Below are 14303 nucleotides of genomic sequence, written 5' to 3' on the forward strand. Positions count from 1 at the left end.
GGCTATTGATCCGCGACGATAATACCAGGCTAATTGTTAGAATTTGTGTATAAATCTCTGTTTTTTTACAGAAGCGCCTCACATCATACTTGTAAGTTTCCAATCTCGTTGTAGACTTTATCTCGCCAGGGTGCTCAATAACCTCCGTTTTTTTGCGGTAGAGTCATAAGCGAGCGTTTTGACCCGGCGAAGGATTAAACCAAGAGCAACCTTTTTGCTCATTGCCTATTTGGATGATAACGAGGCGCAAAATGAAAAAGACAGCTATCGCAATTGCAGTGGCACTGGCTGGCTTCGCTACCGTAGCGCAGGCCGCTCCGAAAGATGACACCTGGTACACCGGTGCTAAACTGGGCTGGTCTCAGTACCACGACACTGGTTACTACGGTAACGGTTACCAAAACAATGACGGTCCAACTCACGAAAGCCAGCTGGGTGCAGGTGCATTCGTTGGTTACCAGGCAAATCCATACCTGGGCTTCGAGCTGGGCTATGACTGGCTGGGTCGCATGCCTAATAAAGGCAACGTGACTAACGGCGCGTTCAAAGCACAAGGCATTCAGCTGGCTGCTAAACTGAGCTACCCAATTTATGACGATCTGGACGTGTATACTCGTCTGGGCGGCATGGTATGGCGTGCAGACTCAACGCAGACTAATCCTGTTAATGGCCGCATCAGCGACCACGACACCGGTGTTTCTCCACTGGCAGCAGTTGGTGTTGAGTATGCGCTGACCAAAAACTGGGCTACCCGTCTGGATTACCAGTGGGTTAACAACATTGGTGATGCACAGACCGTTGGTACCCGTCCAGACAACGGCATGCTGAGCGTAGGCGTTTCATACCGCTTCGGTCAGGATGAAGCTGCTCCAGCACCAGCTCCGGCTCCAGCGCCAGCACCAGTTGTTGAAACCAAGCGTTTCACTCTGAAGTCTGACGTTCTGTTCACCTTCAACAAAGCTACCCTGAAGCCAGAAGGTCAGCAGGCTCTGGATCAGCTGTACAGCCAGCTGAGCTCAATGGATCCTAAAGATGGTTCCGTTGTCGTACTGGGCTTCACCGATCGCATCGGTTCAGAGCAGTATAACCAGAAACTGTCTGAGAAACGTGCTCAGTCTGTAGTAGATTACCTGGTATCTAAAGGTATCCCTTCTAACAAGATCTCTGCACGTGGCATGGGTGAATCTAACCCAGTTACCGGCAACACCTGTGACAGCGTGAAAGGCCGCAATGCCCTGATCGACTGCCTGGCGCCGGACCGTCGTGTAGAAATCGACGTTAAAGGCATCAAAGACGTTGTAACTCAGCCACAGGCTTAAGTTTACACGTAATAAAAAACCCCGCTAAGGCGGGGTTTTTTTATGCCAGTCTGTCGGCAAAGTTGCCAGACTATACGGGTGTAGTTACTCTTTTTCTGAGCCAGACTTACCGAGAATCGCCTGCAGATCTTCTCTGAGACTCGACATCTGATTGGCATACTTCTCTTTGCGTTCGGCATCTTCAATCAACTGCACTACCGTCTCAGACAAGGTACTGTTACGCCGTTGCGCCAGTCCTGCCAGCCGTTGCCAGACCAGATACTCAAGGTCAATCGACTTCTTCCGCGTATGCTGATGCTCAGCATTGAAGTGACGTTTGCGCCGCGCACGAATGGTCTGCTTAAGCCGATTGTCCAGGTCGGCATGAATATGCTCAGCAATCCATTCGTTGACCGTAACCGGATTATTTTCCATCGCCAGCAGCTTATCGACTGCCGCCTGCGCCGCACTTAATTCAAGGTGACGCGTGATCAGTTCACCTTCCCGATGTTTTTTCACCAGGTATTTCCATTTCCATCCACTTTCAAGATTTTCGAGTTGCTGGTATTTCATCGGAATCTCATCGTGATCACGTAACGAGCTAAGAATAACAGCTTTTTTCCCGGATGCAGCAACGAAAAACATGCTGTCAACGTCACATCTTCAACAGGAAGTCTGCAGTGCTTAACAAGGGTGAATCCTGTATAATCTCGCTTTTCTTAAATCAGACAAATGCGATTATTTTGACCAGCACCCAACTTACGTGGCAAACCTTACAGCCGGATAGCGCACAATACCAATCCGTTTTCTCCCGAATTGCTGATGAAGAAACCGATGCTCTGGCAACGGTACAGCCCCGATTGCTGAATGCACTGGCGCATTTACACCACCAGACGCAGGGATTCCCGTTACTGCTGGTTCGCAGCCAGGAAAATCGCGACTACCTGGCGCAGATAGCCCAGGCGGCTCAACGGGTCATGGAGGAAACCACTACGCTGTATGGTGGTGATTACCATATCATGGCCGACAACGTCACGCTGCAGCCCCCTTCTGACCCGCAACGTCCTTTCACCAGTCAGGGCGGTATTCACTTCGCCGACTGGATTGAGACCGAACAGCTGTTTGGCTGCGTGCGTCAGCATAAAGATCGAATTCAGCTTGAGCCGGGCCTGATCCATCGCGCTAACGGCGGCACACTGGTGCTCTCGCTGCGCAGTTTTATGACCCAGCCGATCCTCTGGTTACGCCTGAAGAAATGCATCGAGCAGGGTTATGTCGACTGGACCTCTCAGGATGAACGCCGCCCGCTGCCGATCGCCATCCCGCCGTTGCCACTGCAGTTAAATCTGGTCCTGTGCGGCGATCGAGAAGCGCTGGCTGATTTTCAGGAACTCGATCCTGAAGCACATGAAATGGCGATCTACACCGAATTTGAAGAGAACATTCAGATTCTGGATGAAGATGACATGCTCGCCTGGTGCCGCTGGACTGCTGAGCTGGCGCAGCAAGCCGGGCTGCCGTTACCGGAAGTGGATTTCTGGCCGGAGTTGATTAAAGAAGGCGTACGGTTCAGCGGCGATCAGGAAACGTTGCCGCTCTGCCCGCGCTGGTTACAACGCCAGATGCGTGAGTCAGCGCTGATGGGCGAAAAGCTTAATGCGGAAGCGCTGCGTGATGCGCTGGAAGCGCGCCTGTGGCGTGAAAATTATCTCAACGAGCGGATGCGCGATGAGATCCTGCTGAAACAGATCCTGATTGAGACCGAAGGCGAAGTGGTCGGCCAGATTAACGGCCTGTCAGTGGTGGAGTATCCCGGTCATCCACGCGCCTGGGGCGATCCATCACGTATTACCTGCGTAGTGCATCCCGGCGACGGTGAATTTACCGATGTTGAACGCAAAGCAGAACTGGGCGGCAATATTCATGCGAAAGGCATGATGATTATGCAGGCCTATCTGATTGCCGAGCTGGAACTGGAACAGCAGTTGCCCTTCTCGGCGTCGCTGGTGTTTGAACAATCCTATTCTGAAGTCGACGGCGACAGCGCCTCGCTGGCAGAGCTGTGTGCGCTGATTAGCGCGCTGGCAAACCAGCCGGTCAATCAACAAATTGCGGTTACCGGCTCGGTCGATCAGTTTGGTAATGTGCAGCCGGTCGGCGGGCTGAACGAAAAAATCGAAGGCTTCTTCGATATTTGCCATCAGCGCGAACTGACCGGCCAGCAGGGTGTCATTATTCCTGCCTGCAACGTACGCCACCTGAGTCTGAATCAGGCGGTGGTCAGCGCGGTTGAGCAAGGTCGCTTCCATATCTGGGCGATTGAACGTGCTGATGAAGCACTGCCGCTACTGACCGGCAAAGTCTGGGATACTGAGGATGGTGAAGGCGACAGCCTGCTGCGCACCATTCAGGAACGTATTAGCCAACTGAACCAGTCGGACGTGCCGCACCGTCCATGGGGACTACGCTGGCTTAACTGGTTCAACCACCGTTAATCCGATTTGCTCAGCGTACAACTGTTCGCTAATATTCGTGATTCACTAAAAAAAGGCTTATTGTAAACATGGTAGATAAACGCGAATCCTATACCAAAGAAGATCTGATTCTGTCAGGTCGTGGTGAACTGTTTGGCGAAAATGGTCCGCCGCTTCCGTCAGGCAACATGTTGATGATGGACCGCGTGGTCAAGATGACCGAAGACGGCGGCAAATATGATAAAGGCTTTGTTGAAGCAGAGCTGGATATCAATCCTGACCTTTGGTTCTTCGGTTGCCACTTTATTGGCGACCCGGTAATGCCAGGTTGCTTAGGTCTGGATGCCATGTGGCAGCTGGTCGGTTTCTATCTGGGCTGGCTGGGTGGCGAAGGTAAAGGTCGTGCGCTGGGCGTAGGTGAAGTGAAATTTACCGGTCAGGTTCTGCCTGAAGCGAAGAAAGTCACTTACCGTATTCACTTCAAACGCGTTATCAACCGTAAACTGGTGATGGGCGTTGCCGATGGCGAAGTGCTGGTCGATGGCAACCTGATCTATACCGCCAGCGATTTGAAAGTGGGCCTGTTCAAAGATACGGCGGCTTTCTAAGCGTTTCCCCGCAGAAACGAAAACCTCCGCGCGCAGCGGAGGTTATATTCCCTTTTCAGTGACATCCGGCTAGGCAGCTACCGACCTGTCCTCCATGGCTTGTCGCCACCCTCCCAACCAGTGAGACTTAGCGTCAATCATCTGATACGGACACATCTCTTTTGAGCGTCCAGTAATGCCTGCCTGATAACCACGTGAATGGGCGCGTTCGAGGCGGTCTCGTTTCTGTCTCTTCATACTCCGTGTCCCTCATGTAAGGTCTGTGGAATCTGGTGGAAAGAAAAAGGTGGTGAATTAATGTTCAACCACCCTAATGTTCTACCCGCTACGCGCCCAAAGATCAATGCGCAATCTTCACGCCAGTGTCATAAATGTGACCTCTGTCTGACAAAAATGCGCTATTTTGTGATGCAGATGGCAACACTATCCCACTGATTAAGCTAATAAAAAAGCCCCTGCTTTTCGTCGCTAGTGCTTAACGAAAAATCAGGGGCTTAGCTTATTTATTCATACTCTTCTTAATTTAACGCAACCGTACTGTTGGCGATCTGCTGCGCAGTTTGCTGCCAGCCCACCGCCAGCGTTCTGACCAGCGCATCGTAGCCATCTTCGTTCTGCGGCAGCGCCAGATTGAACGCCTGCTTTGTCAGATGGCCCTGATGTTCCAGCGTCCACTCTCCACTGATCACCGCTTTGCCGTCGTAGCGCCCCTGGAAGCCAGTAATGGTCACGTTCAGCGTGTCGTGCTGCGCACCCATCGGCGTACCGGCAACCAGTCTGCCCGGCAGGGCTTTGCTGAGGTTGGTAATCAGCGTTTGCTGCAATTGCTGATCGAGCGGACTGGCCCAAAGATTATTGGCGGCGATAACATATTTTACGTCACTGGTCTGATAGACCAGCCCGTTACCCGCCAGATAATCAGGCACCGTAACCTGCTGCACCCACAGCATCGGTTGTGCTTCAGTCGTGCTGCTACTGCTGACCTTCATCGGTGCCGCCCCGGAGGGCAGCTGATACCAGGTATTATCGATGGTGCTGCTGCACGCGCTCAGCAGCAGCGCGGCAGAGAGTATCATTCCTTTCTTCACTGTTTCGCCCTCTTAGGCTGGGGATCCTGTCCCGGTTTCGCCTCAAACACCAGCGCGTTGCTTTTGGTATTCAGCGTCTTCAGTACCGGCTGCAGTTCACGCAGCACCTGGTCGAGTCGCTGCATATCTCCGACCAGCTTGCTGTACGCTGGCGAGCCTGGCTGCAGTCCTTTCATGCTGCGGTTCAGCTCACGCAAGGTCTGTTGCATATCTTCCGGCAGCGTTTTCATCGCCGGGCTGGCCGTCACTTTATTGATGTTATCGATGGTGCGTTGCAGGTCACGCATCGTTTTCTGGCTCTCTTTTAGCGTGCCGGTCGCCTGGTTAATCATACCGTTAAGCGGCAGTCCGTTGATCTTATCCAGCGCCGCCATCAGCTTCTGCTGAATCTGGCTCAGGCCACCGCTGACGGTTGGGATTACTTCATAACCCGACACTTTCTGCGGCCCTTTATACGCTGGTGCATTGTCGTAGAAGTCGAGATCAACGTATAACGCGCCTGACAGTAGGTTGCCGGTTTTCAGCGTGGCACGCAGGCCGCGTTTCTTACCATCCTGCAGATGCTGCTGCAGATCGAAGTTCTCGCCCAGTCGGCTGATAAAGCGATCCGGCTCGATGCGAATCAGCACCGGTACGCGGTAATCATTGTTCAGCGCCTGATCCAGACCCGCTTTCATCAGCGGTGCTTCAGATACCGTACCGAGGCGAATGCCGCGGAATTCAACCGGCGCACCGGCCTGCAGACCACGAATCGAATCGGTGAAGAACAGCAGATAATCGATATGGTTGGTATACAGTGAGTCCTGAATGCTGCGTTGATCGTCAAACAGATGATAATCAGACTGATTCTGTGCGGCCTGGCCCAGATCCCAGCCATCCGGCACGTCAAAGCTGACGCCACCGCTGAACAGCGTGGTCAGTGAACCCATTTCTACCCGCATACCTGAGGCAGACATATCAACGGCGATGCCGCTGTCCTTCCAGAAGCGGACATTGGTGGTGACCAGCCGATCATACGGTGCCGCGATAAACAGCTGATAGGTCATCATGCGTTTATCGGTATCGAAGGTGCTGGTTTCTACCGTACCAACGCGATAGCCACGGAACAGCACCGGATCGCCAGGGTTAAGCTGGCCGGCTTTTTTACTGTCGAGGATAATGCGGATGCCTTTAGCATCCGGCGGCGCTAAAGGGGGTGCATCCAGCAGGTTAAATTGTTCTGGCGCTTCACTTTTGGTGCCTGGCTGTAACTCAATATAGGCACCCGACAGCAGGGTTCCCAATCCGCTAATGCCTTCGCGACCAATTTGCGGTTTAACTACCCAGAAAACGCTGTCTTTGTGCAGCAGTTTTCCCATTCCGGCATTAAGGCGGGCCTTAATTTCAACGTGATGGAGATCGTCGCTTAGTACCGCGCTCTCAACCACGCCGACATCAACGCTGCGGCTTTTAATGGTGGTTTTACCCGCTTCGATGCCCTCGGCATTTTCGGTAATCAGGGTGACTACCGGTCCCTGATGGCTGAAGTGATAGAACAGAATCCATCCGCCGATTAACAGCGTGACGATGGGGACAATCCAGACCGGCGACCAGCGCTTGATCTGCTCCACCTTTGCGTGGCCGTGGTTAATTTCCGTCAAGGCGCGGCTCCTTTACATTGTTTGCGTGTACACGATCCCAGGTTAATCGCGGGTCAAAGGTCATTGCAGCAATCATGGTCAGAATGACCACCAGCGCAAATAACACTGCCCCCCACGCGGGATACACACTCATTAATTGCCCCATGCGCACCAGCGCAGAGAGCACTGCAATCACAAATACGTCGATCATTGACCAGCGGCCTACAAATTCAACCACTTCATAAATCAGGTGCATCTTGTGGCTATCATGCCTTCCACGTCCGCCGGCATCCCAGCAGAGCCAGCCGATCGCCAGCATTTTCAGCGTCGGCACCATAATACTGGCGATAAAAATCACCAGCGCCACCGGATAAGAACCGTCGCTCCACAGTAAGATAACGCCTGCCATAATATTGGAGGGATAAGCGCTGCCCAGCGTTTCTGTCACCATAATGGGCATCAGGTTAGCGGGAATATAGAGAATGACCGAGGTCAGCAGCAGCGCCAGCGTCCATTGCAGGCTGTGTTTACGGCGGACGGATGCCACCACTCCGCAGCGGGTACAATGCCGCTGGTCGGCGGGCAGAATGGCGGTGCAGCAGGGACAAGATCGCAAACCCTGCTGCAGGCCGGTGACGCCGACTTTGGGTGGATGCGGCAGAGCCGGTAGTGGCGCAATGCTCTGCCACAGCTGACGCCGATCGATGCACTGAAAGGCCCGCAGTTGCAGCAGGCAGAACAGACACCATGGCCAGAAGCTGGTTTCCAGCCCGATATCGCCGTAGGCCATCAGCTTGACGAAACTGACCAGTACCCCCGCCATGAAGATTTCCGCCATGCCCCAGTTGCGTAACTGAAACAGAATGCGCGCCAGCCCCAGTTTCAGGCTGTTGGGCAGCGGCACCGGATTTACCAGCAGCAGAATGGTGATCATGCAGAACGCCGGGATCGCCTGAACAAACAGCAGGAACAGCGTCGCCAGACTGCTGTAGTCCTCCGACACCATCACCTGCGGTATCTCCGCCAGGCTGATCTGGCTGCTGAGCCCGGCCACTTTCATGGTGATAAACGGGAACAGGTTAGCCAGCAGCAGCATAAACAAGGCCGCCAGCGCATAACCGGTTGGCCGTCTGCGCGGCTCGTGCCAGTTCGCCGTCAGGGAAGTCTGGCAGCGCGGGCATGAGGCGCGGCTGCCAACAGGGATGTCCGGCAGCTTATTCATTAAATCGCATTGTGGACAGAGCATCCACGCGTCACTTTTATCTGCTGAACACATCCGTTATCCCTTGCTCTACGCGCCGTTTTTCATTGACTCAAGCTCTTCCCAGCGCGCAAAAGCCGTTTCCAGTTCCTGCTCAGCCTGCGCCAGACTGTCCAGCACCGGTTGAGTCTGGTCATGCGCCTGGCTGAAGAAGTCCGGAGGACTCATTTTCGCCTGCAGTTCGCCAATTCGCGCTTCCAGCTGTTCCAGCTTTTGCGGCAGCTGTTCCAGCTCACGCGCCAGGTTATAGCTTAGTTTGTTAACGCTGCGTTTGGCAGCATCGCTTTTCTCTGACGCAGGTTTTGCCACAGCAGCAGTTGCTTTCGCCGGTGCGCCCGCTTTTTGCTGCTTATAGGCCGCACGCTGCTGTTGTGCATCGTGATAGCCGCCGACGAAGGTGCCGATCTCACCGTTGCCTTCGAAGATCCAGCATTCGGTGACGGTATTGTCGACAAACTGACGATCGTGGCTCACCAGCAGCACGGTGCCCTGATAGCCATCAATCAGCTCTTCCAGCAGCTCCAGCGTTTCAACGTCGAGGTCGTTGGTCGGTTCATCGAGAATCATCAGGTTGCTGGGACGCAGGAACAGACGCGCCAGCAGCAGGCGGTTACGTTCACCACCGGACAAGGCACGCACCGGCGTCATGGCGCGTTTTGGGTGGAACAGGAAGTCCTGCAGGTAGCCCAGCACGTGACGTGGCTTGCCGTTGACCAGCACTTCCTGCTTGCCTTCCGCAAGGTTATCCATCACGGTGCGGTCCGGATCGAGTTCGGCGCGATGCTGGTCGAAATAGGCCACTTCCAGCTTGGTGCCAGAGTGCACGCGGCCATGATCGGCTTGCAGCTGCTGCAGCATCAGGCGTAGCAAGGTGGTTTTGCCGCAGCCGTTCGGGCCGATCAGCGCAATTTTATCGCCACGCTGGACCTGGGAAGAGAAGTTCTTCACCAGCACTTTGCCGTCAACCGCATAGTCGACGTTTTCCAGCTCAAATACGATTTTGCCTGAGCGCGAGGCTTCGCCCACCTGCATATTGGCTTTGCCCATGACTTCGCGACGTTCTGAACGTTCACGACGCAGCGCTTTCAGTGCACGCACACGGCCTTCATTACGGGTACGACGCGCTTTGATACCCTGACGGATCCAGACTTCTTCCTGCGCCAGCTTGCGGTCGAATTCCGCGTTCTGCATCTCTTCAACGCGCAGCGCTTCCTCTTTCCCTTCCAGATACTGGTCATAATTGCCCGGCCAGGAGACCAGCTTACCGCGGTCGAGATCGACAATTCGCGTCGCCATGTTGCGAATAAACGAACGGTCATGCGAGATAAACACGATGCTGCCGCTGAAGTTCTTCAGGAAAGTTTCCAGCCAGTCGATGGTTTCGATATCGAGGTGGTTCGTCGGCTCATCCAGCATCAGTACGCGCGGATTGCTGACCAGCGCCCGGCCGAGCGCCGCTTTACGCAGCCAGCCACCCGACAGCGATGAAAGTTCGGTATCAGGCTGCAGACCAATCTGCTCCAGCACATCATTGATACGGCTTTCCAGCTGCCACAAATTCTGGTGGTCAAGAATGCTTTGCAGACGTGCCATCTCATTGAGGTTTTTATCGCTGGGATCTTCCATCACCACATGGGAAATGGCGTGATAAGCCTTGAGATGTTCGGCCTGCTCTTCCACGCCTTCGGCGACGAAGTCATACACTGAACCGGTAATATTGCGCGGCGGGTCCTGCTGCAGACGCGCAACAACCAAATCGGTTTCATAGACGATGCGGCCATCATCCAGCGGCTGTTCGCCGTTGATGATCTTCATCAGAGTCGATTTACCGGCACCGTTACGGCCCACCAGACAGACGCGTTCGTTCTCTTCGATGTGCAGTTCGGTATTGTCTAACAGCGGCGCATCGCTGAAGGAGAGATAAGCGCCGTGGATACTGATTAATGACATGTAAACTTATTCCTTACCGACGTGAGTGATCAGCCAGCAGTTGTGAATTTGACGGTTACGCGCGAAGTCCTGCGACTGAGTTTTTTGGGTAATGTCCTGCGCCTGCAGGCCCAACGCCTTCAGACCATCCATATCCATTTTGAAACCATGTTTGTTGTTGGAGAACATGATGGTGCCGCCGCGACGTAGCAGACGCTTCAGGTTGCGCATCAGCATCATGTGATCGCGCTGAACGTCGAAGCTCTCTTCCATACGTTTTGAGTTTGAGAAGGTCGGCGGATCGATAAAGATCAGATCAAAATTCTCATCGCTTTCGTTCAGCCAGCTCAGGCAATCCGCCTGCATCAGGCGATGCTGACGACCGGTCAGGCCGTTCAGACGTAAATTGCGCTCCGCCCACTCCAGATAGGTACGCGACATATCCACCGTGGTGGTTGAACGCGCCCCGCCAAGGCCGGCATGCACGCTGGCGGTGCCGGTATAGGCAAACAGGTTGAGGAAATCTTTCCCCTGACTCATCTGACCCAGCATTTTGCGCGCAATTCGGTGATCAAGAAACAGACCGGTGTCGAGATAATCAGTCAGGTTGACCCAGAAACGCGCATTAAACTCTTTGACCTCAAAATAGTCGCCCTTCTCGCTCAGCTTCTGATACTGCGCTTTGCCTTTCTGGCGTTCACGCGTTTTCAGGATCAGGCGGTCGGCGGGCAGTTCGAGCACGGTGAGCGTCGCACTGATCACATCGAACAGGCGCTGGCGCGCTTTGTTCGGATCGATGGTTTTCGGCGGCGCATATTCCTGAATGATCACCCAATCAGCGTAGCGATCGACCGCCACGTTGTAGTCAGGCAGATCGGCATCATAGATGCGGTAACACTCAATGCCTTCCTGCCGCGCCCACTTCTCCAGCTTCTTCAGATTTTTACGCAGGCGGTTGGCATAATCTTCCGCAATCTGGCCGGCGCTTTCACCGCTGTTGACCGACAACTGATAATTTTTCTGTACGCAATCCAGCGGACCGTTTTTCGCTTTGAACTGGCGATCGGCGCGCAGTTGCAGACAGCTCAGCAGTTCCGGCGAGGCGCTGAACAGTGACAGGTTCCAGCCGCCAAAGTGCAGCTTCATCAGGCGTCCGAGCTGGCTGTGCAGCGCAATCAGCGCCGGCTCGCTCTCCAGACGTTCACCGTAAGGCGGGTTGCTCAGCACCGTGCCGTGGATCAGCGGATCGACCGGATTGGTCAGCTTCAGCAGATCCTGCTGGGCGAAGGTAAAGAGTTCGAAGACGCCAGCGCGACGGGCATTGGCCTGCGCCCATTCCAGCACCCGACCATTGTTGTCATAGCCGAAGAAGCGTGCCTGAGTCGCCGCCGTGCCGTTACGGGCGCGGGTCTGCGCTTCGGTTTTCACTTCCTGCCACAGCGCGGCGTTAAACTGACTCCATGCGGTGAAGCCCCAGTGCTTACGCAACAGGCCCGGCGCGCGATCGCAGGCGATCAGTGCTGCTTCGATCAGCAATGTGCCCGATCCGCACATCGGATCGATCAGCGGCGTGGTTGGCTGCCAGCCTGAGCGCAACACGATCGCCGCAGCCAGGTTCTCTTTCAGCGGTGCCTGTCCGGTCTGCTGGCGGTAGCCGCGCTGATGCAGCGCACTGCCGCTCAGATCCAGCGCAATACTGGCGCGATCGTCGTTCAGCCAGACGTTAATCCGGATATCCGCCTGTTCGCGATCCACATTCGGGCGCTCCAGATTCTGGCGGGTAAAGCTGTCGACAATGGCGTCTTTAACTTTCAGGGCGCCGAACTGGCTGTTGCGAATCGAATCATTGGTTCCACTGAAGTGCACCACAAAGGTTTTGTCGCTGCCGAACATCGTTGGCCAGTCAACACTTTGCACACCCAGATAAAGATCCAGATCGCTGTAGACGCCAAACTCTCCCAGCGGCAGCAGGATGCGGGAGGCTAAACGGCTCCACATCAGGCTTTGATACATTACGCGCTCATCGGCCTGGTAGTGAACACCGCCCTGCACCACCTGCAAATCCTGCGCGCCCAGCGCGTCCAGCTCACTTTTTAACAGCTCTTCGAGCCCACGCGCCGTGCTGGCAAACAGAGAATTCATATCGTCACTTTTTAACTCTTGAGAAAATTGTTGCGCATTATAGCGAATCGGAGACCTATGTCATAAAGTTAGCTACTTTTGTCTTGCGCGCCTGGTTTCAAGGAGATCACCATGATTACGCTTTCCCGCCTGTTTATTCATCCTGTGAAGTCGATGCGGGGATTGCAACTGTCGCATGCGCAGGTCTCAGACAGCGGACTGGCGTTTGATCGCCTGTTCATGGTGACTGAACCTGATGGAACCTTTATTACCGCGCGACAATACCCGGAGATGGTCCGTTTCACGCCGGCGATTCTGCCGGATGGCCTGCTGCTGCTGGCGCCGGACGGCACTCACACAAGCGTTGGCTTCAGCGATTTCAACGGGCAGTATCATCCGACCGAAGTCTGGGGCAACCATTTCACCGCTCGTATTGCGCCAGATGCGATCAATCAGTGGCTCAGTCAGTTCTTTCCGCGCGAGGTGCAGCTGCGCTGGGTCGGCCCGCAACCCACCCGGCGGGTTAAAAATTTCGCCTCGGTGCCGCTCAGCTTTGCCGATGGCTTCCCGTTCCTGCTGGTCAACAGTGCCTCGTTAGCCGATCTGCAACAGCGCTGCCCGGCCAGTGTGCGTGTCGAACAGTTTCGGCCGAACCTGGTCATCAGCGGTGCCGCAGCCTGGGAAGAAGATGGCTGGGCGGAGATTCAGATTGGCGAGGTGTTATTCGAGGTCACCAAACCGTGCAGCCGCTGCGTGTTCACCACCGTCAGCCCGGAGACCGGAAATAAACATCCGGCCGGCCAGCCACTGGCGACATTGCAGGGCTTTCGCAGTGCGCAGGACGGCAGTGGCGACATCGATTTCGGTCTGAATTTAATTGCCCGTAATTCGGGCGTGGTTCGCGCCGGCGATACGGTTACCGTTATTAAACGACGTTCGCCGCGTGTTTACGGAGCAGGTGAGGTGGTTCAGACGCTGCAACCCCGGCAGCAGGCGCCGTCGGCCGTCAATATTACCTTTCAGGGTCAGACCTTCACCGGTGATAATCAGCAGGTGCTGCTGGAACAGCTGGAGATGCAGGGATTCCGCATACCTTACTCCTGTCGGGCAGGATTATGTGGCAGTTGTAAACTCAGGCTGGTCGCGGGTGAGGTAAAGGCCCTGAAGCAAAGCGCCATTGGTCAGGATGGCACTCTGTTGAGTTGCAGCTGTATTCCGGCAGGCGATGTGGAACTGAACTGATTACACCGCGCGGGCGTAGCGCGGCATAATATCCTGACAGTAAGGTTGCAGGCGGTCGTTCATCACTTTGATGGCATCGCCAAGCACCATCGCTTTGCCCGCCAGCGTCAGTCCGGGCTGAGCCAGCAAACAGAGCGCAGCGTTATCCCCCTTCTCTACCACCAGCAGTCGTGCCTGCTCGCCATTTTCCGCCAGCGTAACCTGCACCATCTCACCGACATTCGGCCGCAGGGCCGGCGCATAAGAGGAAAAGTGCCAGCTTTTCGGCATCAGCGGTTTCAGGAATCGTGCCGCCACCAGCGCATTTAACACCAGCTCAGCGCGGTGCTGGCTGCTTAACTTACACTGACGACAGGTCTCTTCGAAGGTGAAATAGAGCGCAGCATCATCGACACAAAAGCCGGTTTCATTAAACGCGTCCGGGGTGAGCATTTTGCGGGAAAAGCGGGAACGAAAAAGCATACCGTCAGCCAGGTCGAGCATCATTCGGTCGTGGCTGGCATCAAAATACCAACGCCAGTTATCATCAGGTTTGATTTTCATAGTGTGCCCTGTATTTACCGCTGCGCCAAAAATCACGCAAAATTCAGCGAAAAATGAAACATAAGGAAAAGCTGAAAATTCGTGCAACAGGCCAAAATATAAACGAGCCGGAAGGATAAA

At 54.7% G+C, this 14303-nt stretch carries 12 protein-coding genes; 4 read left to right on the forward strand and 8 right to left on the reverse strand.

Features of this window, described 5'->3' with window-relative positions:
- The first annotated feature begins 251 nt into the window (after positions 1-251).
- The gene (ompA, locus tag ABIB18_RS01370; protein WP_031376116.1) at positions 252-1319 is read left to right on the forward strand and encodes a porin OmpA; all 1068 of its coding nucleotides are present in this window, start codon (positions 252-254) and stop codon (positions 1317-1319) included.
- A gap of 84 nt (positions 1320-1403) precedes the next feature.
- Here the strand turns inward: ompA and matP are convergent, their stop codons facing one another.
- The gene (matP, locus tag ABIB18_RS01375) at positions 1404-1871 is read right to left on the reverse strand and encodes a macrodomain Ter protein MatP (protein WP_139807893.1); all 468 of its coding nucleotides are present in this window, start codon (positions 1869-1871) and stop codon (positions 1404-1406) included.
- A 53-nt stretch (positions 1872-1924) separates the two neighbouring features.
- On the opposite strand from matP, the gene ABIB18_RS01380 reads away from it, so the two are divergent.
- Entirely contained in the window at positions 1925-3793 is a 1869-nt protein-coding gene (locus tag ABIB18_RS01380) for an AAA family ATPase (RefSeq protein WP_046288410.1), read from the forward strand.
- 68 nt (positions 3794-3861) lie between these two features.
- Positions 3862-4380 (forward strand): bifunctional 3-hydroxydecanoyl-ACP dehydratase/trans-2-decenoyl-ACP isomerase, encoded by a 519-nt coding sequence (gene fabA, locus ABIB18_RS01385; RefSeq protein WP_008925876.1) that lies wholly within the window; start codon positions 3862-3864, stop codon positions 4378-4380.
- Between the two features lie 69 nt (positions 4381-4449).
- Here fabA and rmf read toward each other — a convergent pair whose 3' ends face one another.
- The 6 genes from rmf to rlmKL form a co-directional block, all read right to left on the reverse strand.
- Entirely contained in the window at positions 4450-4617 is a 168-nt protein-coding gene (gene rmf, locus ABIB18_RS01390) for a ribosome modulation factor (protein ID WP_072050988.1), read from the reverse strand.
- 281 nt (positions 4618-4898) lie between these two features.
- Positions 4899-5468, reverse strand: a complete 570-nt coding sequence (gene pqiC, locus ABIB18_RS01395) for a membrane integrity-associated transporter subunit PqiC (RefSeq protein ID WP_046288411.1) — start codon at positions 5466-5468, stop codon at positions 4899-4901.
- A complete protein-coding gene (gene pqiB / locus ABIB18_RS01400; protein WP_031376120.1) occupies positions 5465-7108 on the reverse strand; it encodes an intermembrane transport protein PqiB in 1644 nt (547 codons plus the stop codon). Before pqiB ends, pqiC begins: the two co-directional genes overlap by 4 nt.
- On the reverse strand, positions 7095-8363 hold the full coding sequence (pqiA, locus tag ABIB18_RS01405; protein ID WP_089561079.1) for a membrane integrity-associated transporter subunit PqiA: 1269 nt from the start codon (positions 8361-8363) through the stop codon (positions 7095-7097). The genes pqiB and pqiA overlap by 14 nt, the downstream gene beginning before the upstream one ends.
- 15 nt (positions 8364-8378) lie before the next feature.
- Positions 8379-10298: an ABC transporter ATP-binding protein gene (locus ABIB18_RS01410; RefSeq protein ID WP_354473534.1), complete on the reverse strand. Its 1920-nt coding sequence runs from the start codon at positions 10296-10298 to the stop codon at positions 8379-8381.
- A gap of 6 nt (positions 10299-10304) precedes the next feature.
- A complete protein-coding gene (rlmKL, locus tag ABIB18_RS01415) occupies positions 10305-12419 on the reverse strand; it encodes a bifunctional 23S rRNA (guanine(2069)-N(7))-methyltransferase RlmK/23S rRNA (guanine(2445)-N(2))-methyltransferase RlmL (protein WP_354473535.1) in 2115 nt (704 codons plus the stop codon).
- Between the two features lie 111 nt (positions 12420-12530).
- On the opposite strand from rlmKL, the gene ABIB18_RS01420 reads away from it, so the two are divergent.
- Positions 12531-13640 (forward strand): YcbX family protein, encoded by a 1110-nt coding sequence (locus tag ABIB18_RS01420; RefSeq protein WP_354473537.1) that lies wholly within the window; start codon positions 12531-12533, stop codon positions 13638-13640.
- Here ABIB18_RS01420 and ABIB18_RS01425 read toward each other — a convergent pair whose 3' ends face one another.
- Positions 13641-14183 carry a cell division protein ZapC gene (locus ABIB18_RS01425; protein ID WP_031376124.1) on the reverse strand — a complete coding sequence of 181 codons (543 nt, stop codon included), beginning with the start codon at positions 14181-14183 and terminating at the stop codon, positions 13641-13643. It abuts the gene before it with no gap.
- Positions 14184-14303 lie beyond the last annotated feature (120 nt).

It is taken from the genome of Pantoea sp. UYEF8, from assembly GCF_040546285.1.
Lineage (GTDB): Bacteria > Pseudomonadota > Gammaproteobacteria > Enterobacterales > Enterobacteriaceae > Pantoea > Pantoea brenneri.